This is a genomic window from Mycolicibacterium llatzerense, assembly GCF_025331195.1.
Lineage (GTDB): Bacteria > Actinomycetota > Actinomycetes > Mycobacteriales > Mycobacteriaceae > Mycobacterium > Mycobacterium llatzerense.
The window spans coordinates 293,405-317,128 of sequence record NZ_LXOV01000012.1 but is presented as its reverse complement, the minus strand read 5'-3'; the positions used below and the strand labels follow the sequence as shown (position 1 = coordinate 317,128).

Annotated in this window: 24 protein-coding genes and 1 pseudogene; 13 read left to right on the top strand and 12 right to left on the bottom strand. The window is 65.3% G+C overall.

All coding sequences use genetic code 11. From position 1 onward, the window contains the following. Positions 1 to 124: 124 nt before the first annotated feature. Positions 125 to 925: a phosphotransferase gene (locus A7G45_RS16450; RefSeq protein ID WP_260938611.1), complete on the bottom strand. Its 801-nt coding sequence runs from the start codon at positions 923 to 925 to the stop codon at positions 125 to 127. A 128-nt stretch (positions 926 to 1,053) separates the two neighbouring features. On the opposite strand from A7G45_RS16450, the gene A7G45_RS16445 reads away from it, so the two are divergent. Together A7G45_RS16445 and A7G45_RS16440 are read left to right on the top strand one after the other, a co-directional pair. After that, positions 1,054 to 1,803, top strand: coding sequence for a tyrosine-protein phosphatase (locus A7G45_RS16445; protein ID WP_260938610.1), 750 nt, complete (start codon positions 1,054 to 1,056; stop codon positions 1,801 to 1,803). A gap of 70 nt (positions 1,804 to 1,873) precedes the next feature. Continuing rightward, positions 1,874 to 2,884 (top strand): AraC family transcriptional regulator, encoded by a 1,011-nt coding sequence (locus A7G45_RS16440; RefSeq protein WP_260938609.1) that lies wholly within the window; start codon positions 1,874 to 1,876, stop codon positions 2,882 to 2,884. Positions 2,885 to 2,929: 45 nt separating this feature from the next. On the opposite strand, the gene A7G45_RS16435 is transcribed toward A7G45_RS16440, so the two are convergent. Beyond that, on the bottom strand, positions 2,930 to 3,904 hold the full coding sequence (locus A7G45_RS16435) for a prenyltransferase/squalene oxidase repeat-containing protein (protein ID WP_260938608.1): 975 nt from the start codon (positions 3,902 to 3,904) through the stop codon (positions 2,930 to 2,932). Positions 3,905 to 3,919: 15 nt separating this feature from the next. Continuing rightward, positions 3,920 to 4,348 (bottom strand): cellulose-binding domain-containing protein, encoded by a 429-nt coding sequence (locus tag A7G45_RS16430; RefSeq protein WP_260939741.1) that lies wholly within the window; start codon positions 4,346 to 4,348, stop codon positions 3,920 to 3,922. Between the two features lie 162 nt (positions 4,349 to 4,510). On the opposite strand from A7G45_RS16430, the gene A7G45_RS16425 reads away from it, so the two are divergent. Next, positions 4,511 to 5,695: an MFS transporter gene (locus A7G45_RS16425; protein WP_260938607.1), complete on the top strand. Its 1,185-nt coding sequence runs from the start codon at positions 4,511 to 4,513 to the stop codon at positions 5,693 to 5,695. Here A7G45_RS16425 and A7G45_RS16420 read toward each other — a convergent pair. Then, positions 5,664 to 6,218: a TetR/AcrR family transcriptional regulator gene (locus A7G45_RS16420; RefSeq protein ID WP_308204140.1), complete on the bottom strand. Its 555-nt coding sequence runs from the start codon at positions 6,216 to 6,218 to the stop codon at positions 5,664 to 5,666. The two genes, A7G45_RS16425 and A7G45_RS16420, sit on opposite strands and share 32 nt — an antisense overlap. 93 nt (positions 6,219 to 6,311) lie before the next feature. Here A7G45_RS16420 and A7G45_RS16415 point away from each other — a divergent pair, with 93 nt between their 5' ends. The 3 genes from A7G45_RS16415 to A7G45_RS16405 all read left to right on the top strand — a co-directional run bounded on the left by A7G45_RS16415 (position 6,312) and on the right by A7G45_RS16405 (position 9,150). Further along, positions 6,312 to 7,382 carry a saccharopine dehydrogenase NADP-binding domain-containing protein gene (locus A7G45_RS16415; protein ID WP_260938605.1) on the top strand — a complete coding sequence of 357 codons (1,071 nt, stop codon included), beginning with the start codon at positions 6,312 to 6,314 and terminating at the stop codon, positions 7,380 to 7,382. After that, positions 7,379 to 8,293, top strand: a complete 915-nt coding sequence (locus tag A7G45_RS16410; RefSeq protein ID WP_260938604.1) for an alpha/beta hydrolase — start codon at positions 7,379 to 7,381, stop codon at positions 8,291 to 8,293. Before A7G45_RS16415 ends, A7G45_RS16410 begins: the two co-directional genes overlap by 4 nt. 167 nt (positions 8,294 to 8,460) lie before the next feature. Further along, positions 8,461 to 9,150: a class I SAM-dependent methyltransferase gene (locus A7G45_RS16405; protein WP_260938603.1), complete on the top strand. Its 690-nt coding sequence runs from the start codon at positions 8,461 to 8,463 to the stop codon at positions 9,148 to 9,150. Between the two features lie 45 nt (positions 9,151 to 9,195). Here the strand turns inward: A7G45_RS16405 and A7G45_RS16400 are convergent, their stop codons facing one another. Beyond that, entirely contained in the window at positions 9,196 to 10,962 is a 1,767-nt protein-coding gene (locus tag A7G45_RS16400; RefSeq protein WP_260938602.1) for a GNAT family N-acetyltransferase, read from the bottom strand. An 89-nt stretch (positions 10,963 to 11,051) separates the two neighbouring features. Between A7G45_RS16400 and A7G45_RS16395 the strand changes: the two genes are divergently transcribed. The 4 genes and pseudogenes from A7G45_RS16395 to A7G45_RS32535 all read left to right on the top strand — a co-directional run bounded on the left by A7G45_RS16395 (position 11,052) and on the right by A7G45_RS32535 (position 15,684). Beyond that, positions 11,052 to 11,831: an alpha/beta fold hydrolase gene (locus A7G45_RS16395; RefSeq protein ID WP_260938601.1), complete on the top strand. Its 780-nt coding sequence runs from the start codon at positions 11,052 to 11,054 to the stop codon at positions 11,829 to 11,831. Positions 11,832 to 11,926: 95 nt separating this feature from the next. Further along, complete coding sequence (locus A7G45_RS16390; protein ID WP_260938600.1) at positions 11,927 to 14,104, top strand: glutamine synthetase III family protein; 2,178 nt, start codon at positions 11,927 to 11,929, stop codon at positions 14,102 to 14,104. A gap of 111 nt (positions 14,105 to 14,215) precedes the next feature. After that, positions 14,216 to 14,797, top strand: a pseudogene (locus A7G45_RS32540) (FAD-dependent oxidoreductase); the annotation flags it as partial. Between the two features lie 281 nt (positions 14,798 to 15,078). Beyond that, the gene (locus A7G45_RS32535) at positions 15,079 to 15,684 is read left to right on the top strand and encodes a hypothetical protein (RefSeq protein ID WP_308204143.1); all 606 of its coding nucleotides are present in this window, start codon (positions 15,079 to 15,081) and stop codon (positions 15,682 to 15,684) included. 24 nt (positions 15,685 to 15,708) lie between these two features. Here A7G45_RS32535 and A7G45_RS16380 read toward each other — a convergent pair whose 3' ends face one another. Then, on the bottom strand, positions 15,709 to 16,191 hold the full coding sequence (locus A7G45_RS16380) for a DinB family protein (RefSeq protein ID WP_260939740.1): 483 nt from the start codon (positions 16,189 to 16,191) through the stop codon (positions 15,709 to 15,711). A 165-nt stretch (positions 16,192 to 16,356) separates the two neighbouring features. Here A7G45_RS16380 and A7G45_RS16375 point away from each other — a divergent pair, with 165 nt between their 5' ends. Next, positions 16,357 to 16,713: a YciI family protein gene (locus A7G45_RS16375; protein WP_260938599.1), complete on the top strand. Its 357-nt coding sequence runs from the start codon at positions 16,357 to 16,359 to the stop codon at positions 16,711 to 16,713. An 8-nt stretch (positions 16,714 to 16,721) separates the two neighbouring features. Further along, a complete protein-coding gene (locus tag A7G45_RS16370; protein WP_377042005.1) occupies positions 16,722 to 17,948 on the top strand; it encodes an RNA polymerase sigma factor in 1,227 nt (408 codons plus the stop codon). A 14-nt stretch (positions 17,949 to 17,962) separates the two neighbouring features. On the opposite strand, the gene A7G45_RS16365 is transcribed toward A7G45_RS16370, so the two are convergent. Next, complete coding sequence (locus tag A7G45_RS16365) at positions 17,963 to 18,628, bottom strand: alpha/beta fold hydrolase (RefSeq protein ID WP_260938598.1); 666 nt, start codon at positions 18,626 to 18,628, stop codon at positions 17,963 to 17,965. After that, positions 18,625 to 19,359: a cutinase family protein gene (locus A7G45_RS16360; protein WP_276555244.1), complete on the bottom strand. Its 735-nt coding sequence runs from the start codon at positions 19,357 to 19,359 to the stop codon at positions 18,625 to 18,627. The genes A7G45_RS16365 and A7G45_RS16360 overlap by 4 nt, the downstream gene beginning before the upstream one ends. A 176-nt stretch (positions 19,360 to 19,535) precedes the next feature. Between A7G45_RS16360 and A7G45_RS16355 the strand changes: the two genes are divergently transcribed. After that, complete coding sequence (locus A7G45_RS16355) at positions 19,536 to 19,778, top strand: hypothetical protein (protein ID WP_260938597.1); 243 nt, start codon at positions 19,536 to 19,538, stop codon at positions 19,776 to 19,778. Positions 19,779 to 19,795: 17 nt separating this feature from the next. Here A7G45_RS16355 and A7G45_RS16350 read toward each other — a convergent pair whose 3' ends face one another. The 4 genes from A7G45_RS16350 to A7G45_RS16335 all read right to left on the bottom strand — a co-directional run bounded on the left by A7G45_RS16350 (position 19,796) and on the right by A7G45_RS16335 (position 23,683). Next, positions 19,796 to 20,257 (bottom strand): Rieske (2Fe-2S) protein, encoded by a 462-nt coding sequence (locus tag A7G45_RS16350; protein ID WP_260938596.1) that lies wholly within the window; start codon positions 20,255 to 20,257, stop codon positions 19,796 to 19,798. 6 nt (positions 20,258 to 20,263) lie between these two features. Next, positions 20,264 to 20,494, bottom strand: a complete 231-nt coding sequence (locus tag A7G45_RS16345; RefSeq protein ID WP_260938595.1) for a hypothetical protein — start codon at positions 20,492 to 20,494, stop codon at positions 20,264 to 20,266. 193 nt (positions 20,495 to 20,687) lie between these two features. Then, positions 20,688 to 22,097: a WS/DGAT/MGAT family O-acyltransferase gene (locus tag A7G45_RS16340; RefSeq protein WP_260938594.1), complete on the bottom strand. Its 1,410-nt coding sequence runs from the start codon at positions 22,095 to 22,097 to the stop codon at positions 20,688 to 20,690. Between the two features lie 62 nt (positions 22,098 to 22,159). Next, positions 22,160 to 23,683 (bottom strand): FMN-binding glutamate synthase family protein, encoded by a 1,524-nt coding sequence (locus A7G45_RS16335; RefSeq protein WP_260938593.1) that lies wholly within the window; start codon positions 23,681 to 23,683, stop codon positions 22,160 to 22,162. Positions 23,684 to 23,724: the final 41 nt, after the last annotated feature.

The following is a 23,724-nucleotide window of genomic DNA, read 5'->3' as shown; positions in this document are numbered from 1 at the left end:
CCTGATCGAGAATGTTCACGAGTTTCTCCGTCTTGTCAGATCTGGAATTTCGAGTAGTAGATCGGCAGGTGACCAATTCTCGTGCCGTTTGCTGCGCGGCAATGCGGGAATGGTCAGTTCTGAGTCATGTGTGCACGGTGTGGTTCCGGTGATCGAGTGCGTCGCGGTTCCGACGTACGAATTCGAGGTCGCCTTCCAGCAATGCGACGAAGGGCCGGGCGCCGTCGTTGCCGGCTTCTGCGGCGGCACGGCATGAGCGGACCGCCGCACTGATTCGAGCGATGATGTCGTCGACGAATCCATCGCGGTCATCGAGTCCATATGCGTCCAGGAACATTTCGAGGCGGCGGGCGACATCAGGTGCCTTGGACCAACCGCGAGCACGGGCGTGGGCGCGGGCGTGGAGGCCGACGACGTGCCACGCGGCATATGCCAGGTCCGCACGCCGCGTGGTCGGGCCGGCGTTGTCCCAGTCGATCAGCGAGTGGATTCGGCCCGTCGAGTCCGCGACCAGGTTTGCGAGGCTGACGTCGTTGTGACCGATGATCTCGCCGTCCTGCAGGCCGCGGCTGCCGTCACGCCACTGCAGCTCGGGGCCGGGGCGGAAGGTCTCGACGGCGTCGTGGAACCGGCGAAGGAGGCGCGCGACACGAACCAGGTTCGCTTCGAAGCGCAGCCACGTGGGCCAGCCGTCGGCGCTGGCCGCCGTCTGCCCGTCGATGAAGGTCAGGACTTCATGGCCTTCGGAATCGACGCCAAAGACACGGGGCGCACCGTCGAAGCCGACGGCTTCCAGGTGCTTGAGGAGTTCGTGCACCGCTGGTGTCCAATGGCCGGTCGAGCGGCGAACGGTTCCTCCGGTTCGAAGGACAGTGCCGCCCCAGCCGCCGGCCAGCCGCTCCGCGTGGTCTGTGATTGCAACCATGGGACCCTCCTCGCATCGACTGTTCGTTGGCAACAACGCTACGAATGAAAAGGTGCAGCTGGGAGACCCTAAGCGGCTGAATACTTACTCGAAGTGGCAATGCTGAGAGCGGATGTAAGCTACCCGCCGTGGCCGTCCTCGATCAGTACCACCTCTCCGGTGCCTGGAACTTCCGAGACGTCGGCGCACTGCGGACCGACGACGGACGCGAGATCCGACCCGGAGTTCTCTACCGATCGTCGGAGCTGTGTGCGCTGGACGCTCACGGTCAAAGCAACCTCCGCGACCTGGCGATCACCGACGTCATCGATCTGCGCAGCCAAACTGAAATCGCTTGGAATGGGCCCGACGTCCTACCGCCGGGTGTGACGCTGCATGTCGCGTCGGTGCATGACGACGCGCAACAGAACGCCCCGCATGAACCCGGACGCGTGGTCACGCCGGAGCTGTTCGAGGCGGCCCTCGAGCACGCCTACAGCCGTTTTCCGCTGCTGCCGACCGGCCAGCAGGCTCTCGCGTACACAATTCGCGTGGTGGCCGAAGCATCCGGTGGCGTCCTCATTCATTGTGCGGCGGGCAAGGATCGCGCCGGCTGGATCGTCGCCGCACTACTGCGCGCCGCCGGCATCTGCGGGTCGGACATCCTGGCCGACTACCTGCGGAGCAATGAGTCCGTCGAACCGCTGCGCAGGCACGTGCTGGCCCGCAACGGTGATCTCTCCCAACTCTCGGACAAGACCCTGGGCGTCCACGACGATTTCATCGCCGCATCGTGGCGTGCGGTTGATGAGCAGTACGGCACCTTCGACGCGTACCTGAGTCAGATCGGCGTCGACGAGACCATGGTCGCCGCACTTCGCCGCCGATTGTTCGGCTGAAACCGAAACGCGCACAACCAATTCGGTGAACCAAACGATCTCCGTGCAGCGACTTACTAGATTTGGCAACGTGGTTGACTGGGATATCCCCCGCACGCCGGCAAGTGTCGGTGTGCTGCTCGGCCTGGCCGGCGAACGGGGTGTCACCCCGGAAGCGTGTCTGGCCGGCTCCCGCCTGACCGTTCGCGGTCTGCAAAGTCCGACCGCGGAGGTCACCGCACGCCAGGAATTGACTGTCGTCGCGAATCTGCTTGAGGCGCTTGGCTATCCCGACGATCTCGGCGTCGAAGTGGGACTTCGCTATCGCCTGGCCACCTACGGAATCTTCGGATTCGCGTTGATCAGCAGTCCGACCTTGCGCAGTGCGATCGATGTCGGCGTGCGGTATCTCGATCTCACGTTTGCCTCATCGCGGCTTGGCACCCGAGTTGTCGACGACGAGTTCCAGTTCGTTCTGGAGGCGCCGGGGACACCGGACCGCATCCGCCGGTTCGATATCGACCGGTTGGCCACGGCCATCGCCGTGATCAAGCGCGAACTATCGGCGGACCTGCCGCCCTTCGGGGTTCGCTTCACTCATCCGCGCCCGGCCAGTGTCGACCGGTACGTCGCCGCGTTCGACACCGAGCCGGAGTTCGATGCATCCGAGAACCTGCTGATTCTGCCCGTCGGCTTGCTCGACCTCCCACTACCACAGGCCAACGCCTACAACTCCGCCGCCACGCAGGAACAGTGCCGCAATCTCCTCGAAGAACGCCGCAGCCGGACCGGGCTCTCCGGTCAGGTTCGCGACCTGCTACTCGCGTCGCCGGCGCAACCGCCGAGCGCGCACGAGATCGCCCACACCCTGCTGATGAGCCCGCGGACGCTACGCCACCGACTCGGCGCCGAGGGCACGTCCTATCGCGAACTGCTCGACGAGATTCGGCAGCGGCTCTCGGAGGAAATGCTGATCGGCGGCCGATTGACGGTCGCCGAGACGGCTAGCCGACTCGGGTACGTCGAGTTGTCGAGTTTTTCGCAGGCATTCCGCCGCTGGCACGGGATGAGTCCGCGCGCCTTCCGCGCTTCCCGCAGCTGAACCCGAGGAAGCGAAAAGTGTTGCGCCCAATGGACGTCGCAGTGCCTATTGCGCAGCGTCCCACCAGTTGAGCACACGTGTCCCGTACAAGGTGAGCCACTTCGACGGCTGTCCGGGTGGCACGTCGACTTCGAACCACACTCGACCTGGTTGCCGGCCGGTCTGCAACCACGTGCCGTCGGGCTGCCTGGCAGCCCGGACGATGGCGATCGCCTCGCCGATCCGGGGATCGGGAGCTGTGCTCTCGTGTAGCGCGGCGAGGCGGAAATACTCGCAGGCGTTGAGGGCGCTGTACGACCAGCGAATGGGATAGCCGAAATCGTTGATCCATTGCCCCACTGGCTGATTCGTCGTGAGCCGGTTGATCAATCGGCGTTCGAGCAGGTACTCCTCGCCGCGACGGCGCGCAGCCCGGATCTCGGTGGCACCCCCCGTGGCTACCTCGAACGCGAGCAGCCCTTTCAGCGAGTTCAGCGTGGAATGAAACGACGACCGGTGCGACCCCTCGACCCACTCGCAATTCCACCCACCGTCAGGCAGCTGATGTTCGAGAAACCAGTCCGCGATGCCGTCGACGTTCGCGCCCAGCCACAGCCCGTTGGCCAGGGTCCAGGCGTTGATGCAGCAATCCACCTCGCCCGCCCAGTAAGGCAGGTTGTCGTACTCCCAGCGGCAGTGTTCGTCGAGCAACTCGGCGGTCCGGCGGTCCCTCAACACCGAGGCGTCAAGGCCCCACTCTCGCAGTGCGTTCAGCGTCCACGTCGTGGCGGTCCACGGCTGGCCGTCGTCAGCCCCGTCAGGGTCGTCGAAGTCGTAGTCTGCCGGGAAGAAGGCGCCGCCGGCCCACTGGCCATCGGCGTCCTGCAGAGTGAGCAGACGCGCGCCGAAGCCCTCGGTCGCGATCCGCGACCGCGTCGCCTCCCACACCTCAGGCGGGGCATCGAGCAGGTCGCGCTCGACTTGCCAGCGCAACGTCGGGTCGGATTCCAGCAGCCAGTCCTGCAAGGCCCCGCTCGTCATCCGACCGCCATCACACTACGAGCAATAAACTTGGCCGTTGAGTACACAATTCGACGGTGGCGTGTAGGTGCCACTCAGCACGCCCCGAATCCCACCGTTGGCTGAACCACCCGGCGGGATCACCCGATTCCAGCTCGCGGGCGTGATCACATAGTGCGTGCCGTACTGGGTAAAGGTGCTGCTCCACGCGTGCGAGATGGACTGCCCCATCGGCATGTCGAACTCGAGCTTCCAATCCGTCATCGGCACCGTGCTGTAGTTGGTGATGACGTAGCGTGCGATGAAGCCGTCCTGCCACGTGTGTTGCACCACCAGCCGCGCTCCGGCCGCAGCCGCGTGAGCCACCGCAGTGCCGGCAAGTCCGAGAACGACGACCGTCAGTGCGGACACGACAATGTGAAGCGCTGTGCGCCAGCGCTTCACATGAGAGCCCAGTCCAGTCATCGCATCCAAGGTTAGGGGCTGGCGAGGAACGTGTCCGCCAACGGCGCAGGTGAGCAGCCAGACCTTTGCGCGATTGATACCGTCACGAGATTTTCGCCGCAGTCGACTGCGATGGCGGATTTCCGCCAGCACCCCATGCGATACGACCAATAGCGTCGACGCGTGACCACAACTGCACAACGCAATCCGGTAATCACCGGAACCACAGTCCTTTTCATGTCGCTGGCCGCGGCCTTGGGTACCGCGACGATCTACCCGCTGCAGCCGGCCATCGCCGACATCGCGCGATCGCTGGAGTCGGGGCCGGCTGCAGTCGGTGCGGCCTTGGCCTGCGGTCCGGTCGGCTATCTGCTGGGTCTTGCTCTGCTGGTGCCCTTGGTGGACAGATTCTCGCCGCGACGCGTCATCGCTGTGCAGTTCTTCGCGCTGGGCGGCGCACTCGTGTTGACAGCCGCCGCCGACGCCGTCTGGGTGATCGGCGCTGGATTACTACTGACCGGCGCCTGCTCCTCTGTGGGTGCGGGCTTGAGTTCTGTCGTCGGACGGCTCGCGCCCGAGCATCGGCGTTCGACCGTTCTGGGTATCGTCACCGCCGGGATCTCCGCGGGCATCCTGGCCGGTCGCATCGCCGGTGGCTGGTTGACCGACGTGATCGGCTGGCACGCAATGCTTCTCGTTGTCGCCGCAGCCACCTTCGCTGTCGCGGGTGCGTGCCTGTTGTTCCTGCCGACCGAACCCGGAACGGCGGGGCAGAACTACCTCGCCGGATTGGCGTCGGTGCCGGGACTGCTGGTGCGAGACCGGGTGCTACGCCGTGGCGCCGTGCGCGGCGCCCTGTGGTTCTTCGCGTTCTGTGCGGTCTGGTCGGGAATCGCCATCGCGTTGTCGCAGAAGCCATTCTCATTGTCCGCCAAGGACATCGGACTCTATGCGCTGGCGGGCATCGCCGGGATCTTCGCGACACGCATCGCGGGCGGATGCACGGACCGGTTCGGCTTCCGGCCAGTGCTTCTGGTGGGTCTCGCGGCCGCAGGCGCCGCATGCCCGGTTCTTGCGTTCAGGTTGGACAGTCCTGTGGCGACGATGGTCGCTCTCGCGGTGTTCGATGCCGGGCTGTTCGCGGCGCAGGTCGCGAATCAGACCACCATCTTGGCGATCGACCCGTCCGCACCGGCCCGCTTCAACAGCGCGTACATGATGGTCTACTTCGTCGGCGGGAGCCTCGGGACGGCGTTCGGTGCGGCCGCAGTCACCTCATTGGGTTGGCCGGCGACTGTCGGCGCCTGTGGTGCAGCACTTCTCATCGCCGCGCTGCTCAGTGGCGATCGACTGCGGCGCATGCCGTGAGTGCTGCCTCGATGGTGGCGTCGATCAGAACGTCATCGATGGGCCCGATCGGCGGTAGCGCTGCCCGCAGCAGCAGTGGACCCGTCAGCAGGTCGGAGATGACGTCCGGGTGCGCGGGCGGCGCGATCTCGCCGCGGTCGGCGGCGCGGGCGAGCAACGCGGCGACCGAGCGGCGGCGTGGTTCCATGAACCGCGCGTAGAACACCTCGGCCAGCTGGTCGTCGTTCCTGAGGTCGCTCAAGACGCCGGCCAAGCCCGCCTGCACCATCGGGTCGGTGAAAAAGAAGCGCTGAAGTTCCTGAATCGCCCGCAGGTCATCGCGCAGATCGCCGCTATCGGACGCGGGATCCAGCCCGAAGCGGCTCACCAGCAGCGCGACCACCAACTCCCCCGGAGTCTTCGCCCGACGGTAGATCGCGGCCCGGGTGGTGCCTGCCATCTTGGCGATCCGGTCGATGTTCACCGCTGAATAGCCATGCGAAAGCAACACCGCCTCAGTCGCATTCGCGATGGCGGTGTCCAGGACAGTGTCGCGTGGACGACCTCGAAGACCAGACATGTGCTCGTCCGAACTTTAGCGTTGACCGATTAACGATGCAGACTGTACCGTAAATGAATGCAGACAATCTGGATCCTCGGCGCGACCGGCAAGGGCGGCCGTGCCATCGCTTCTGAACTGATCGGCGCCGGCGGCGCCGAAGTTGTTCTCGTCGGACGTGACCACGACCGGCTCGCCGCAGTTGCGGCGTCGTTGGGCGGCCAGAGCCGGATCGTGGTGTCCGCCGGCCAAGCCGAGTTGACCGCGCTGATCGCAGCCGAAAAGCCGACCGTCGTGGTGAACACCATCGGCCCGTTCGGTGAGACCACAGCCCCGTTGGCCCGCGCCTGTCTGGCCGCCGGAAGCCACTACGTGGACCTCGCGAACGAGCTGCCGCCGGTACAGGAATTGCTGGGCATGGATGCTGACGCGAAGCGGGCGGGCGTCACGCTGGTCACCGGCGCGGGATTCGGTGTGCTCGCGACCGAGGCGCTGGTCCTCGAGTTGGCCGACGGACGGCCGGCGGCGGCCCGCGCGACGGTGGCGGCCATGCCGACAGTCGATGGCGTGGGTTCGGCGGTACTGGCCAGCGTGGTCGATGCGCTCGCCTATGGCGGCCGGCGCTACCGCGACGGGCAGCTGCAGCGGACCCGGCTGGGCGCCGACCACGCCTGGATTCCCTTGCCCGACTTACCCGCAATTCAAGCCCTCGCGGTCCCAACCGGCGAGCTGGAAGCGGCGCGTCGCGCATCCGGCGCCGGCGACGTGCTGGCCTTCTCCAGCGAAGTGCCCAGTGGACGCGCCGTCCGCGCCGTCCTCCCCGCGGTGTCGGCTCTGCTGTCCGCGCGCCTGGTCCATGCCTCGGTGCAGCGTCTGATCAGCCGGACCAAGATGACTCCCCCGGCCAAGTCCGGCGACGTCTCCTGGGCGTATGCCCGGCTCGAATGGCGCGACGGCACACGGGGTGAGGCGTGGCTGCGGACCGGCGAGGGCTACGGCTTCACTGCCAAAGTCGCCGCGTTGACTGCCGTGCGGTTGAGCGAAGGGCAAGGCCGTGCGGGCGCGCTCACCCCGGGCGCGTTGTTCGGCGCCGACCTGGCTCGGGACGCGGGCGCGCAGATCATCGTCGCGGGTGCGGTGGCATCGTGAGCGACCACACCATGAGCCGGCGCCAGTTGCGGATCCCGGCACGCGGAGGTGAGGAGCTCGACGCCTGGGTGTACCTGCCCGACCGGTCCGGCCCGGTTCCCATCGTGGTCATGGCGCACGGCATCGGCGGCATCAAGGCCGGCGGGCTGGCGCCGTTCGCAGAACGTTTCGTTGACAGCGGTTTCGCCGCGGTCGTCTTCGATTATCGCCATTGGGGTGAATCCACCGGCGAGCCAAGGCAATTCCTCTCCATCCGGCGCCAGCTGGATGACTACCGCACTGCCCTCGCGTGGGCTCGCGGCCAACAGGAGTTCGACTCGACGCGAATGTTCTTGTGGGGCACGTCATTTGCGGGCATGCACATCGTCGAACTGGCCGCGAGTGAACCCGGCCTGGCCGGCGCCATCGCGCAATGCCCATTGGTGGACGGGTTCGCCGGACTGACCAAGATCCCGCCGCAACGCGCACTCCGCCTGACCGGATACGCCCTGGCCGACCTGGCCGGGTCTGTATTCGGCCGGCGCCCAAGGTATTTGCCGATCAGTGTTTCCCCCGGACAGCTCGGGGTGATCGCCACCGAAGACGCGTTGGTCGGCATGGACAGACTCGACCCTGGTGACGGTTCCTGGTCCAACGACATCACCGCGCGTTCGTTGCTCGACATATCGGTGCATCGCCCGGTGCGACGAGCCCGGCACGCTCAGTGCCCACTGCTCATGGTTGTCGCCGAGCAGGACACCATGGCCCCCACCGGACCGGCGCTGACGGTGGCCACCAAGGCGCCGCGGGGCGAGCTGTATCGCAGCCGCGGCGGACATTACGACGTCTACGCAGGCGGGATCGATCACGAGAACGTGGTGCGCGTCGAAACTGCCTTCCTGCAACGGCATTCAAGGACTCTCGACCGTTGAGCGCGGTGGTGAACTGTTCCAGACACAAATACTCGACGCGATCGTCACGCGTTTGTCAAGGTCGGCGAAGGCGGGCTTCGAGCAGGACTTAGCCGGGTTGACAAGGTGAGAAGGTCCACACCGAAAACCGGCTCTAGCTGCGGAAATACGGCGGTACCGTCGAATTCATGACGATTGACACGATGGACTGGGACGGCGCATATCGAGAGGACGGTTTCTTCGAGGGTCCGCCGCCGTGGAACATCGGCGAGCCCCAACCCGTGATCGCCGACCTGATTCGATCCGGTGCGTTCCGAAGCGACGTGCTCGATGCCGGCTGCGGGCACGGCGAAGTGTCCCTCGCCTTGGCCGCGGCCGGCTACACCGTCGTCGGTCTGGAGCTTTCCGATACCGCTGTCACATGGGCCCAGCGGTCGGCGGCCCAACGCGGCCTGCACAATGCGACCTTCGTCCAGGCCGACATCACCGCTTTCACCGGGTACGACGACCGCTTCTCCAGTGTCGTGGACTGCACCCTGTTCCACGCGCTACCGGTAGACAAGCGTGACGCTTACTTGGAATCCGTGCGCCGTGCCGCTGCGCCGGGCGCCGATTTCTACATCCTGGTCTTCGCCAAGGGTGCCTATCCAGCAGACATGGCGTCCAAGCCCAATGAGGTCGATGCCTACGAACTCCACGCCGAGGTCGGACGCTACTTCGACATCGACTTCATCCGCCCGGCACCGATCCTGACCAAAGTCCAATCCCTGCCCGGACTTCCAGATCTGACACTGCCCTTCGAACGAGACGCACTCGGGCGTCTGCAATTCCCCGGATATCTCCTGCGCGCCCACAAAGCGCAGTCCGCCACGACCTGAGACGAAAGGTAGCGAGCTTCGAAGGCTGCCGGCTCGGGTCGATGCTCAGATGGTGCGCTTCAGGCCGACGTGAGCGGCGTGGTAACCAAGCCGGTCATAGAACGCACGGGCCTGTTCGCGCGCTTCGTCCGTCGTCACCTGTGCCAACCGAGCCCCGTGTGCCCGGCCGTATTCGTGTGCCCACTGCACCAGGGCCGTACCCAAACCCTGTCGACGCTCGGCAGCGGTAACGCGCAATCCTTCTATCTGCAGTCGGGTCGAACCACCACGGGACAGCCCGGGAATCACGGTCAACTGGACGGTCGCGACAATCACGTCGGAACCGTTACGGACCACCCCGAGATAGTTGGAATGGTCGCGGACCAGGACGTCATACGCCGCCTCGTAGTCTTCCAGGTCCGCGGTTTCACGATCCTGACCGAACTGGTCGTCGGACAGCAGCGCGACGATCGACGCGACATCGTCACGGCCTGCCCGTTCCACCCGGAAACTGCGGTCCCCCACGTGCAGCAGTCCGCGAACCGACGTTCGTGCCTGCGCCTGCAGACGCGTCACCAAGAGGTCGAGCCACGCCCCGACGTTCGTTCGCGCTTCACGGGTGTCGGGGTAGCGACACCGCAGATGCAGGCCTGACTCGTCCAGGATGAACCAGAGCATGACTCCGTCGGTCTGGATGGCGGCGCTCACGTACTGAGCATCCAGCCCGACGTCGTCGATGCGTACCGGAAGCCGCCGGAGGTCCAGCCAGGAGATCGCGAACATGCCTGGCGACATCGGCATGCCGCCCCACGGGGACAGCACGTCCGCCAATGGCCAGGACCCGAGCTGCACTGCTTCTTTGACGGCGTTGGCCGCGGCGAGTGGTTCGGCGACGGTCGACTCCAGTACCGAGTTGGTGATGAACCAACCCACCGAGTCGTGCCAATTGGTATCGAAGCGACTGTGCACGGGGAAAACGGCGCGCAGCGGCGCGTCCGCCAGCTCCCGGGTCACGGAGGTCATCGCAGCCACGGCCAGCGCCAGTGTCGACACACCGTCGTTGCGAGCTTGCACGGCGAACGCCGCACCGGCATCGACATCGAACACATCCCGGACCTCGACGCGCTCTGGACCCAGCTCGGGCTCGCCCAACGGCAGCGGAAATCGCGGCATCACCCCTCCGCTGTCGGCGATGATGCGTGCCCAGGTCTCCCGGACGTGGTCCGGCGCCGCGGGACGGTCGAGCAGCGCCTGGGTGTGCTCGACAAACGCGGGCGCCTGCGGAAGCGACACAGTACGTCCGATTCGCGCGTCGGTGAGCAGCGCCAGCAGATCCCGAGCAATCACCAGCATCGACCACATGTCGACGTGGCTGTGGTCGGCGGCAATCACCACGGTCAAACCAGCCGCGGTTTCCAACAGGCACAACCGATGTGAGGGCCGCTGATACGGCGAGCAGGCCGCATCCAGAACACCCTGCAGCGCATCGTTCACCGCCTGGCCGGCGGCTATCTCGTGCTCGACCCATCCGCCGGGACTGACATCGATCTCGTGCAGTTCCGGATCGCCGTTCGGACCCGCCGAGAATGCGGTCCGCAACGTGCCATGGCGGGCTACCACCGCCAGCCACGCGTCGGCCAGGGATTCCCGGCTCACCCGCGCCGGCAAGCGAATGGACAACGCCATCCACGAACCGGGCCGGGCCCCGGCCGATACGTGAATCCGCTGGTCAAAGGACACCGGAAGGCGCCGACCGAGTCCGGACACCGTGACGTCATAGCCCCAGAGGCGACCGAACGGTAGTCGCAAGTGCGAGACGTTCGTGAGCCGCATGGCGGTACCCTAGCGCCCCGGTTAGCCTGAATGCTCAGTCGGCGGGTCGACTCCACAGCGAGCCGATCGGTTACGGAAAGAGTTGCCTGATGCCTACTTTCGCAGTTCCCGGAGCCGAGCTTGCGGTCGAACTGAGCGACGAAGGTGGTCACCCCGTCGTCCAGTTACACGGACTCACCTCCAGCCGGGCACGCGATCGGGTGCTCAATCTCGACCTCGGCCGGGGGCTCAGCGGGACGCGGTTGCTGCGCTATGACGCACGCGGACACGGCAAGTCGACGGGTCGGAAGGTCCCCGAGGACTACCGATGGGAACAGCTCGCCGATGACTTGCTGCAGCTGCTCGACCGGTGGTTTCCCGGTGAACCAGTGCACGGAGTCGGGCCGTCGATGGGCACCGGCACGCTGTTGCATGCGGCTTCCCGCGAGCCTGAACGGTTCGCGGGTCTGACGCTGATGGTGCCGGCCACTGCGTGGGAGACGCGGCGTGCACAGGCCGCGAACTACGAGGTGGCGGCCACGTTCATCGAGACCGAGGGGGTCGGGGCATTCATTGCCGCTGCCCGTGGTGCGCCGCGGCCGCCGGCCACTGTGGGAGCGCCCGAAACAGTTCCCGACGTCGCCGACGCCCTGCTGCCGTCACTGCTTCGGGGTGCCGCGCTGAGCGACCTGCCGGCTCCCGAAGCCATCGCGCGAATCGATGTGCCGACAACCATCCTGGCCTGGATCGACGATCCGGCCCATCCGATCTCGACCGCGGAATCCCTTGCCGCCCTGATGCCGAGGTCGACACTGACGCTGGCTTACACGCCGGAGGATGTCGAGACCTGGCCCAAGATTCTGAGCCAGGATGTCGGCCGCCGAGGTTGACCTCTACTGAACGCCGCCTTTGACATCGACGTAACACTGCTGCCATGAGGCGTCCCTAGTGTGAAGCGGTCATTCACGTAGGGAGAGGAATTCCATTGAGCGGAAATGCCACCCGCTTGCGAGCGATCGCCGGCGTCCAGGCCTATGCGCCCCCGGCGTACACCTTCGACCCTGCTGAAGCGCCCGGTGAGATCTTTGGCACGAACGTATTCACCAAGGCCGAGATGCAGGCGCGCCTGCCCAAGGCGATCTACAAATCGGTGGTGGCCACCATCGAAAAGGGCGCCAAGCTCGATCCGACGGTCGCCGATGCCGTCGCGGCCGCGATGAAGGATTGGGCGCTGGAGAAGGGCGCGACGCACTACGCGCATGTGTTCTATCCGATGACCGGCCTGACGGCTGAAAAGCACGACAGCTTCCTCGAACCGGTCTCTGACGGACAGGCGCTGGCCGAGTTCGCCGGCAAGACACTGGTGCAGGGTGAGCCCGATGCATCGAGCTTTCCGTCCGGCGGCCTGCGGTCCACATTCGAGGCCCGCGGGTACACCGGCTGGGACGTAACCAGTCCGGCCTACATCCTGGAGAACCCGAACGGCAACACCCTGTGCATCCCAACGGTGTTCGTGTCGATGACCGGCGAGGCGCTGGACTACAAGACACCGCTGCTGCGCAGCCAGCAGGCCATGGGCATCCACGCAGAGCGCATCTTGACTCTGTTCGGCCACAAAGACCTGGAGAAGGTCGTCTCGTTCTGCGGTCCCGAGCAGGAGTACTTCCTGATCGACCGGCACTTCTTCCTCGCCCGGCCCGACCTGATCAACTCCGGTCGCACCCTCTTCGGAGCCAAACCGCCCAAGGGCCAGGAGTTCGACGACCACTACTTCGGCGCGATCCCCGACCGAGTGCTGGGTTTCATGATGGACACCGAGCGGGAGCTGTTCAAGCTCGGCATCCCCGCCAAGACCCGCCACAATGAGGTCGCCCCCGGACAGTTCGAGGTGGCCCCGATGTTCGAGCGCGCCAACATCGCGTCCGATCACCAGCAGTTGCTGATGACCGTGTTCAAGACCATCGCCAAGAAGCACGGCATGGAATGCCTGTTCCATGAGAAGCCATTCGCCGGAGTGAACGGCTCGGGCAAGCACGTCAACTTCTCGGTCGGCAACGCCCAGTTGGGGTCGTTGTTGGTACCGGGCGACACGCCGCACGAGAACGCCCAGTTCCTGGTGTTCTGCGCGGCCGTCATCCGCGCCGTGCACAAATTCGCTGGGTTGCTTCGGGTTTCGGTCGCGTCGGCGACAAATGATCACCGATTGGGTGCCAATGAGGCGCCGCCCGCGATCATCTCGATCTTCCTGGGTGATCAGCTCGCCGACGTCTTCGAGCAGATTGCCAAGGGTGCTGCGACATCGTCAAAAGGCAAGGGCAGCATGATCATCGGTGTCGACACCCTGCCGGTGCTGCCGACCGACCCCGGCGACCGCAACCGCACCAGCCCGTTCGCGTTCACCGGCAACCGATTTGAGTTCAGGGCGCCGGGCTCAGGTCAGACGGTGGCGGTACCGATGATCGTCCTCAACACCATCATGGCCGACTCGCTGGACTACTGCGCGACCGTCCTGGAGAAGGCGATCGCCGACGGTGAGGAGTTCGACACCGCGGTGCAAAAGCTGCTGACGGACATCGTCACCGAGCACGGTGCGGTGGTCTTCAACGGCGACGGTTACTCGGAGAACTGGCAAGCCGAGGCAGCCGCCCGCGGGCTACCGAATCTGAAGACCACGCTGGACGCCATCCCGGAACTGATCAAGCCCGAGGCAATCGCGGTCTTCGAGAAGTACGGCGTTTTCAACGAGCGGGAGTTGCACAGTCGGTACGAGGTACGTCTGGAGCAATATGCGCTGACGATCCGCGTCGAGGCCAAACTGGCGCTCGAGATCGGTTCCACCACCATTCTGCCGGCCGCCCTGCGTTACCAAACCGAACTCGCGCAGAACGTCGCAGCATTGACGGCGGCTGGTATGACACCGAGTTTGACGCTGCTGCAGTCGATCTCGGAGCCGATCAGTGCACTCAGTGACGCCTTGGCAACGTTGACGACGGCGCTGGCAGATCATTCGGCAGCGTCGGCCTATGACGAGGCCAAGCACGCTCAAATGGCGCTGTTGCCCGCGATGGACGCGATCCGTATCGCGGCCGACGCGCTGGAGAGCGTCGTGGCCGACGACCTGTGGCCGTTGCCGACGTATCAGGAGATGCTCTACGTCCTCTAACTGACGTCCGACCGACCCGGTTTGCAGAACGCCAGCAAACCTTTGGCCACCAGCGCATACTCGACGCGAGATCGTTTCGGCGGCCACAGGGAAGCGGCGGTGAATCTTGCCATGACTGGTTCACAGCACGCCGATCAATGCGAGGTCTGCATCCTCGGCGCCGGTATCGCCGGCCTCAACGCGCTTGTCGCTGCTGCCCAGTATCTGGGCAGCAACGACAAGGTGGTGCTCGTCGATCGGCGGCCACGCGTCGGTGGGATGTGGGTCGACACGTACGACTATGTGCGACTGCACCAGCCGTATCAACTGTTCACGGCGGGCAACATCAAATGGACGCTGGGCAAGGAACGCGGTTACCTGGCAAGCAAGCCGGAAATCCTCGACCACTTGCAGCACTGCCTGAACGTCGTGTCCCGACAGGTCGATGTCGACGAGCGCTTCGGTTGGTCCTATGTGTCGCACGAGGAGACCGACCGCGGGGTTCAGGTGACTCTGCAGGACCCGGCCGGACAGACGCGATTGGTCGAGGCCAAGCGATTGATCAAGGCGTTCGGCTTCCAGGTCGAGCCGAACCCGCCATTGCCGGTCTCCAGCAAACGCGTCCGGTCGACCACACCCAACGACCTCGGCCAGGTCGTCGAATCCGATGCGCCGGTCTGGATTATCGGCGGAGGCAAAACCGGCCTCGACACCGCACACCTGCTCATCACCCGTTGCCCCGGACGCGAGGTGAACATGGTGGTCGGCCGCGGGTCGATCGCGCTGCGACGGGACGTCCTGCTGCCGGCAGGATTCCGTGGGCGCTGGTTTGGTGGCATGCCGTTCACCACCCTCGGCGCTCAACTCGCGAAGCGATACGACGGCACGAACGAAGACGAGTTGCTCCGCTGGTACTACTCGACGCTGGGCACCGGCCCGACGGGCGAAAAATGCGACTTCGCCTATGGCTTTGGTGGGTCACGTCCGACGCGGAGATGGCAGTCATCACGGGCGGCCTGCGCCGAGCCGACAACGAGCGTTTCGCTGACGCGGTCGACCGCAACGGTTCAGCAGAACTCGTGTTCCGCAGCGGGCGAACCAACCAGGTGCCCGAAGGCACCTGGTTGGTCAACTGCACGGGACTGTTGCTGCGTAGTTCGCACGCGTACGAGCCTTTTGTGTCCCCGTCAGGCCGCACACTGTCGATACAACAGCGGTCGACAGCCATCCCCCTCACGCTCCAAGCCGCCTACTTCCTGACGCACCTGATGTTCACCGGCGGATTGCACACCCTGCCGTTGTACGAGCTCGATGCCGAAGGTCTGCGCGACAAATTGGGACGGTCGCCGCTACCCGCAGGATTCCCCCTGACGCTCTACAACTTGAGTCTCGCATTCGACCATCTGCCGGCCAAGGTGTTCGCGGGTTTCGGCTCGGACTTGCTGCTCTGGTATCCGCTGCCCCGACGGCTGGCCGCCATGCTGCGATTTCAGCGCACCCACCGTCGGGACCGGGAACACCATCGGGCCACGCTCGACATGATCCACGAGCGGTACGACGTCCGCTGCGGGCCGCTGGAGCATCTCGCCGGCCGGGCATGAATCACGCTGTGCGCCTCTGTCGATTCAGACGCCCGTCACACCGTCGATACGTTCGCGGAGGACGTCGGCATGCCCGCAGTGGCGGGCGTACTCCGCGATCATGTGCGTGTAGATCCAGCGCAGGCTCACCTCGCTACCCATGAACGGGCTGACCTCATCGAGCCGACGAGCCGCGCAGTTGGCGCGCGCATGGGCAATCTCGTCCTGCCAGATCCGAAATGCGATCTGATACGACGACTCCGCCGACAGCTCGAACCCGCCATCGTGGCCCGCGGGGTGATCCGTAGGCCCGAAAATCGGTGGTGCCTGCTCGCCGGCGAGCACCCGGCGAAACCAGTTCCGCTCCACCTCCGCGGCGTGCCGCATCAACCCCAGCAGCGTCAGCTCGGACGGCGGCGCTGACGCACTGCGCAACTGGTCGTCGTCGAGACCCTCGCATTTCAGTGCCAACGTCGCACGGTAGAAGTCCAGCCATCCTTCGAGTGTGGTGCGCTCGTCGGCGCTCATGGGCGGCATTGGCCGCTGCACGGAAGTCACGCTTCTCGATGGTGCCAGCTCACCCCGACATCCTGCAGATTGCCAACGACAATCCCTGGTCTGTCGAAATCCGGGGTTGTCGTTCGTGTAGAAGATGAAAGGTGGCATCAGGCCGCCCCCTCATCAAGGAGTACCGTGACCCACTACTTGCTTGCGATGCATCAGCCGGTCGGCGATCCGCCGCCGCCGGACGTGCTGGGACCGATCATGGATGCGCTGGACGCGGTCGAGGACGACATGCGGTCAGCCGGGGTGTGGGTGTTCTCCGGCGGTCTGCACGGTCCGGAGGCGTCAACCGTCGTGCGAGTTCATGATGGCGCGGCAGTGACGACCGACGGTCCGTACGTCGAAGGCAAAGAGCACCTCGGCGGGTTCACCATCATCGACGTGCCGGACCTGGACGCCGCCCTCAGCTGGGCGCACAAGCAGGCAGAAGCCGTGCGACTCCTACCGATCGAGGTACGCCCGTTCCGGGGCGATCTGAGGGGCTGATCGCGACCGTGCCCCAGCTGCCGCCCACTGAGATCGCCGATGTGTTCCGGCGCGAGTACGGACGGGCAGTGGCAGTCCTGGTCCGTCGCTTCGGTGACATCGACCTCGCCGAAGAGGCGGTCCAGGACGCTTTCACCAAGTCGCTGGACCGCTGGCCGCACACCGGGACCCCGCCGAGCCCTGCAGGCTGGATCATCACGACCGCCTCGAACTCGATCATCGACCGGTTCCGGCGAGAGTCGGTTCGCGATGAGCGGCACGCCCAAGCGGTACTGCTCTATCCGGAGCCCGACGACGAAGTGATCGAAGGGGGTCCCGTGCACGACGACCGCCTGCGCTTGATCTTCATCTGCTGCCACCCGGCGCTGTCCTTGGAGGCCCGCGTTGCGCTGACATTGCGGTTGCTCGGGGGCCTGTCCACGGGCGAGATCGCTCGCGCGTTCCTGATCGCGGAATCGACTGTCGCCCAACGGCTCGTCCGCGCCAAGCGCAAGATCCGCGACGCGCACATCCCCTACCGCGTGCCACATGATGCCGACCTCCCCGAGCGCGTGCACGGCGTGCTTGCCGTGGTGTACCTGATCTTCAATGAGGGACACACCGCAAGCTCCGGCGCGGATCTCGTGCGCGCGGATCTCACCGACGAAGCACTACGTCTCGGCCGGCTGCTGGCGGAGTTGATGCCGGACGAACCTGAGGTCCTGGGCCTGCTCGCCCTCATGCTGCTGACGGACGCGCGGCGCGCGGCACGCACAGATGCAGACGGGAATCTGGTCCTGCTCGCCGACCAGGACCGCAGTCGGTGGGACCGCGGTCTCATCGCCGAGGGGCAGGCGCTGGTCCGCACGTGCTTACGGCGAAATCGACCGGGGCCCTATCAAATCCAGGCGGCCATCAACGCCGTACACAGCGACGCATCGGTCGCATCCGCCACCGACTGGCCCCAAATCCTGACGCTGTACGACCAACTGATGGCCATCGCCCCGACTCCCGTCGTCGCGCTCAATCGTGCGGTGGCAGTGGCCGAGGTGCAGCACCCGCAGAGGGCCTTGGATCTGGTGGACGAGCTCGATCTGCCGGACTATCACGTCTACCACGCGGTCCGTGCGTCGCTGCTGTCTCGCGTCGGTCGAACAGCCGAAGCGGCCGATGCCTACGACCGGGCCGCCGCCTTGGCGGCGAACCCCATCGAAGAGGCGTACCTGCGCGGCGCTCGTGATGCCGTGGACGGTTGAGCGGATCTCGGCCGTCACCGCGGCATCGTGAGCATGGCGACGAGCTCGACCGGATGCGACAGCATCGCCATGTGACCGCCGGGCATGACCTCGGGCTCGATCCCGAGGCGGTCGGCGACCACACCCCGCATGAATCGCTCGGGAAAGAACCGGTCATCGCGGAACAGGATGAAACGCGTCGGCACATTCGGAAGGGCTTCTGCCGGCCATGGTTTCAGCGACGGGGTGTCCGATTGTGCGCGTTCGATCTCTGCGTCGATCACCGCGCGGTCGACTCCGTTGTAATACAACGCGACGGGATCGTCGACGTCATACCCTCCGGTGGCAGCGGCTTCACGTTGTGCGCCAACGCATCCCGTGGCACTCCACCAATCGCCGGGGCACTCGCCCGGGCGGGGAATCATCGCCGAGACATAGATCAGTTCGGCCGCATCGACCAGCGGGCAGGCAAGCGGCGCGGTGAAGCCTCCGAACGAATGCGCGACGACGACAGTCCGCCCGCCATCGTGGTGATACTGAGCCGCGACCGCACGGGCGTAGGTGTTCAAGTCAGCCGCATCGTCGTCGCACGGCAGGTCGATCGTAATCCCACGGTGCTCGCGCACGACAAATCGCCAGTACGCGGGACCGCAACCGCCACCCGGTACGAGCAGGAACGTCGTCATGGGCGCTGTCGTCACAGCCTTCCGACGACGAAAGTCGCGGCCTGATCGGCCATTCCGTTCGATCCGTACGTGATGTGGGCGAACGACGGCCCGCCGGCCGGCGCCCCGTTGCAGATGGTGTCGTCGGGCACGCACAGTTCGATCGTCTTGGCCACGTACGCAGGCCCGATGGCGATCGGTGGTGCGCCGATGTCCGCCATGAACTCCGTCGACGGCTTTCCGAAGAGGACAAGTGCCGCAACGTGGTTCGCGATCGAGGGCGGCATCGGCTTGGGCGCGTACCAGGCGTACTCCGCCAGATCCGCCGGGATGTCTTTCGGTACCGCGTTCGCGGTCGTGAACCCCGCCACGACCGCGCCCTGGGAGTATCCGCCGAGCACGATCCGGGTGTTCGGGCAGTTCGCGGCGGTGGTCTGGACGTGGTTGGCGGAATCTTTGACTCCGTCGACAACGCTCTGGACGAAGTCGAGGCGGTTGCCGAAATCGCTGCTGGCGGCGTAGTTGACCGGATACACCGCGACCGACTTGTTCCCCGCCTGTGCCTGCAGGGCATCCACGAACGCCCGTCCGGCCATGCCGACGCCCGGCGGTTCGCTGGTGCCGCGGGCGAACACCACCTCGACATCGGGACACGGCTCAGCGAACGCCGGCGGTGCCGGTGCGCTCACAAAAGCGGAAGCGACGACCGTGGCGACCCCGGCGAGGCGGGGTAACCGCATGACTTGGAACAGCTTGATGACATCCATATCAGCTCCAGCGTCTTGCGCCAGCGAACTGCTACCGGCCTTTTCCATGCTGACACACCGCGGGTGGCGGCGATACCCGTCAGCCGCAGGAATCTGCCAAGAATCCGCCAAGGCCGGCACCCCACCATTGCTGTCAACGGTCGACGCAGGCCGAACCAGCGAAAGGGAGAGACACCATGATCACCACCAACATCAAGAAGGCCGCGGGTACGGCACTCCTGTCGGGCGGTCTGACCCTGATCGGCTTCGGCCTGGCATCGGGCACGGCTCAGGCCTTCAACCCGCAGCCCGAACCCCCGACCAAGCCGAGTGTCTCGGTCCAGACACACACCACCTCGCCGAGCTCGATCGGTGGCGTCAACTCCACATCGCCCAAGGTGGCGACCGGCGGTGTCCGCGGCTGCGACGGTTCGGTGTAGCGCAGGACCAGCGGAGGTCAGGCGACGGTCAGCGTGTCCCCGGCTACTGTCACCGTCTTCGGGGCCAGTGGCTGATCCGCCGGACCGTCAACGACGGAGCCGTCGACGGCGCTGAATTTGCTTCCGTGACAAGGACAGTCGATGGTGCCGTCGGCGACCTTCGACACCGTGCACTGCTTGTGCGTGCAGATCGCGGTGAACGCCTTGAACTCACCCGCCTTCGGCTGGGTGACAACGACTTTGGCCTCCTTGAGGACCACGCCACCGCCGACCGGCACGTCAGCCGCCTTCACCGAGTTCGATGCCGCCACAGTGGTTCCACCACCCGAGGACGGGCCGGCCGAGGTACCTGACTCCTTGCCACCGCAGGCCGCAAGCACCACCCCCGCGCCGACGGCGCCGGCGCCGAGGAGAACTCCACGGCGGCTCGCCACGGCGGGACGTCGGTGCAGTCCGTCAGAGATCTCGGTCTCGGCCATGAGCTGCTACCGGTGGCCGCCGCCTCCGGCGTTGTATCCGGGCGACGCCACTTCGCCTTCAGTGAGCTCGAAGGGTGGTGTGAACAAGCTGGGATCGTCGAGCGACGATTCCGGCGCACTGAAGGGGCCTTGTGCCGCTTCCGGGGCCGCGGGGCCATCCGCTGGGGGCACGCAGGTGCCTTCGGACGCGACCAAGCCGTCCGAGCACGTGAGCTCGTCGGCATGCGCGATCGGCATGCTGATCAAGCCAGCCACCGCCGACGCGACGCCAAAGGTTGCCGCCCCCACTGACATGCGAGCCAAAAGCGACGTTGTTGCGCTCATTGCACACCCACTTTCCGGTGCTAGCTGGTCCGGTGAAAGTAGCACCATAGCGCCCGCGGTGACGGGTCGTTTCAGCACTTGAGTCAATTGCGTTTACATACTGTTTTCACGCCAGGCCGTAGGCGTCCTCCAGGGTGGCCAATGCCTCACCGGTCTTTATGGCGAGCTTCTGCATGTGCGGCATGGAGTCGCGGCAGCCGGTGAAGCCGAAATTCAAAGTGCCCGAGTAGCTTTGGCACGTGATGTTCAGGCCGACACCGTGGACGGGAATCGACACCGGGAACGTGGACACCAGCTCATTGCCTCGGAAGTACAGCGGGTAGTCCGGGCCGGGCACATTCGACAGGATGACGTTGTAGGACGCCGGGGCCACCTTCGGTGCGCCCACCGTGGCCGCACCTGTCTGCACGAGAAACGGTGCCATCAGTGCCGCGGTGTACGCCAGGATCGCGTTGCTGGTCATGCCCGACAACTGATCTTTGGCGGCCTGGGTGGACGCGCTGATCGCTTCGATGCGCTCGCGGGCGTCGGCGATATCGGTACCGAGCGTCGCGAGGATGGCGCCAACGGCATTGCCGCCGCCGGGATCGTCTTTCGGCCGAATGTTGACCGGCAGCATGGCAATCAGCGACTTCTCGGGCAGGGCATCGAGTCCCAGGAGATAGTCACGCAGTCCGCCGCCGCAGATGGCGAGCGCCACGTCATTGAGTGTTGCGCCGGCGGCATCGGCAACGGCGCGCAAGCGCGCGATGTCGTACTGCTGCGTGGCGAACCGGCGGCTTCGACCGATCCGACCGTTGAAGATGGTGTGCGGCGCCTGGCCGGGCCCGACGAGCGGATTGCTCTTGCTCACCGCGGTCACGGCCAGCTTGGCAAACGCGGCAGGCAGATCGATGATGGTCGACAACTCCGAGGTGACGGACCGCAGTAGCCCGCCGAGGTCGGGGATGAGGCCGCTGTCCTTCTCGTCCTTCTTCCGTTCCCGCTTGGGCACCGGGTTACGGAAGAACAACGGGGTGTCGGCATCGGCCGGGTCGGTCGACATCGACCGGATGAGCGTCTTCATCGCCGTGTAGCCGTCGACGAGCGAGTGGTGCATCTTCACGTACAACGCGACGTTGCCGTCGTCCAGACCCTCGATGATGTGCAGTTCCCAGGGCGGCCGGGTCAGGTCCAACTGGCGAGCATGCAAGCGGGAGATCAGGATTCCCAACTCGCGCTGATCGCCCGGACGCGGCAACGCAGAGCGCCGAACGTGATACATGACGTCGAACTTGGTGTCCTCGACCCACCGCTGCAGCGGGTTGAGCAGGAACCACGGCGTCTGCAGCTTCATGTTCCACGGGGGTTCGATCTCGTTCGACCCGTAGATTTCGTCGCGCAGCTGATCCAGAATGTCGCCTGCGTCGCCCGATGTCGGGCGGAACTGCATCAGTCCCGCGACATGCATCATCGTCTCGGGCGATTCGGCCGCCAGGAACATCGAATCGAGCGGGGACAGTCGTTTGCCGGTCACTCCGGTGAACTTACTGACCGCATGCGACTTCGACCGCGAAACGGGCGAACATCGTCGCGCGTCTACTGATCTGCTGTCATCAACTCGGCGATCGCGTTCCGATCGGCCAGCGACGGTACGCCCCAACCTCTTTCGTATCCATAGACTTCGCGCAGTGGGGTCTTCGACCCGACGCCCTCGAGTATGTCCAGGTCGTCGGTCGAGATCAGGCCCGGATGCTCGACACCACAGGCCTCCGATACCTTCAGCAGATCTCGGCGCAGTGTCATGAGGTAGTTCGCTGCTCGCTCCGACTTCAAGGTGGGGTCGAGTCCCCTTGCCAGCCAGGCATTTTGGGTGGCGATTCCTGTCGGGCAGGAATCGGTGTGGCATTTCTGGGACTGGATGCAGCCGATCGAGAGCATGATCTCCCGACCGACATTGACCATGTCGGCACCGAGCGCAAAGGCGACAACGGCGTTGTCGGGCAACCCGAGCTTGCCCGATCCGATGAATGTCACGCGGTCGCTGATCCCTGCCGCGGCAAAGCGTTTGTACACCTCGGAAAACCCGATCCGGAACGGGTAGGCCACCGATTCACTGAAGATCAGCGGCGCGGCGCCGGTGCCGCCCTCGCCCCCGTCCACCGTGACGAAGTCGACCCCACGTTGACCGTCGGCCATGTGCTCCACCAGCTCGTCCCAGAAGTCCATGTTGCCGACCGCGGACTTGATGCCGACCGGCAATCCCGTTTCTGATGCGACGAATTCGACCCAGTCGAGCATGCTGTCGATGTCATGGAATTCGGTGTGCCGGGACGGACTCTTGCAATCGACACCTACCGGGATGCCACGGATGGTCGCGATCTCGGCGGTGACTTTCGCGCCCGGGAGCATGCCGCCGAGGCCCGGCTTTGCGCCCTGACTCAGCTTGATCTCTATGGCCTTGACCGGACCGGAGTGGACCACTTCTTTCAGCTTGTCGATGTCGAAACGACCATGCTCATCGCGGCACCCGAAGTAGGCGGTGCCGATCTGGAGGATGAGGTCGCCGCCGTTACGGTGATAGGGCGACAGGCCCCCTTCGCCGGTGTTGTGCATCGAACCGGCAATGGCCGCGCCCTTGTTGATCGCCTCGATGGCCTTCGCCGACATCGAGCCGAAGCTCATCGCCGACACGTTCACCACTGATTGCGGCCGAAAGGCCTTGGCGCGACCACGTGGTCCGCCCAGGATCTTCGCCGACGGGACAGGGCTACCGGGCCGGTCTGACGAATGTGTGACCGCGGCGAACGTCCGGTGTTTGATGATCGGGTAGCCGGGTGTGTACTCCACATTGTTGTCGGTGCCGAAGCCGTAGTAGTTGTTCTGCATCTTCGACGACGCGTAGATCCAGCGCCGCTGGTTGCGGCTGAACGGGCGCTCCTCGTCGTTGCTCGTCACGATGTACTGGCGGAGCTCAGGGCCCATCTCCTCGAGCAGGTATCGAAGGTGCCCGAGCACCGGATAGTTGCGCAGGAGGGCGTGAGGCTTCTGGGTGAGGTCGTAGACAGCAAGCGCAGCCACACCGACGACGGGCGCTGCGGGCAGAATGCTCTTCCACTTCATCGGCATAGCTAATAACAGATACACCCCGTACCGGTGGAGAA

What these genes read in the sequence shown, in the direction of transcription:
- A7G45_RS16450 (WP_260938611.1), bottom strand. Translation starts at nt 925, where the DNA reads ATGGTTGCAATCACAGACCACGCGGAGCGGCTGGCCGGCGGCTGGGGC.
- A7G45_RS16435 (WP_260938608.1), bottom strand. Translation starts at nt 3,904, where the DNA reads ATGACGAGCGGGGCCTTGCAGGACTGGCTGCTGGAATCCGACCCGACG.
- A7G45_RS16430 (WP_260939741.1), bottom strand. Translation starts at nt 4,348, where the DNA reads ATGACTGGACTGGGCTCTCATGTGAAGCGCTGGCGCACAGCGCTTCAC.
- A7G45_RS16415 (WP_260938605.1), top strand. Translation starts at nt 6,312, where the DNA reads ATGCAGACAATCTGGATCCTCGGCGCGACCGGCAAGGGCGGCCGTGCC.
- A7G45_RS16405 (WP_260938603.1), top strand. Translation starts at nt 8,461, where the DNA reads ATGACGATTGACACGATGGACTGGGACGGCGCATATCGAGAGGACGGT.
- A7G45_RS16400 (WP_260938602.1), bottom strand. Translation starts at nt 10,962, where the DNA reads ATGCGGCTCACGAACGTCTCGCACTTGCGACTACCGTTCGGTCGCCTC.
- A7G45_RS16395 (WP_260938601.1), top strand. Translation starts at nt 11,052, where the DNA reads ATGCCTACTTTCGCAGTTCCCGGAGCCGAGCTTGCGGTCGAACTGAGC.
- A7G45_RS32535 (WP_308204143.1), top strand. Translation starts at nt 15,079, where the DNA reads ATGGCAGTCATCACGGGCGGCCTGCGCCGAGCCGACAACGAGCGTTTC.
- A7G45_RS16380 (WP_260939740.1), bottom strand. Translation starts at nt 16,191, where the DNA reads ATGAGCGCCGACGAGCGCACCACACTCGAAGGATGGCTGGACTTCTAC.
- A7G45_RS16360 (WP_276555244.1), bottom strand. Translation starts at nt 19,359, where the DNA reads ATGGATGTCATCAAGCTGTTCCAAGTCATGCGGTTACCCCGCCTCGCC.
- A7G45_RS16355 (WP_260938597.1), top strand. Translation starts at nt 19,536, where the DNA reads ATGATCACCACCAACATCAAGAAGGCCGCGGGTACGGCACTCCTGTCG.
- A7G45_RS16350 (WP_260938596.1), bottom strand. Translation starts at nt 20,257, where the DNA reads ATGGCCGAGACCGAGATCTCTGACGGACTGCACCGACGTCCCGCCGTG.
- A7G45_RS16345 (WP_260938595.1), bottom strand. Translation starts at nt 20,494, where the DNA reads ATGCCGATCGCGCATGCCGACGAGCTCACGTGCTCGGACGGCTTGGTC.
- A7G45_RS16335 (WP_260938593.1), bottom strand. Translation starts at nt 23,683, where the DNA reads ATGAAGTGGAAGAGCATTCTGCCCGCAGCGCCCGTCGTCGGTGTGGCT.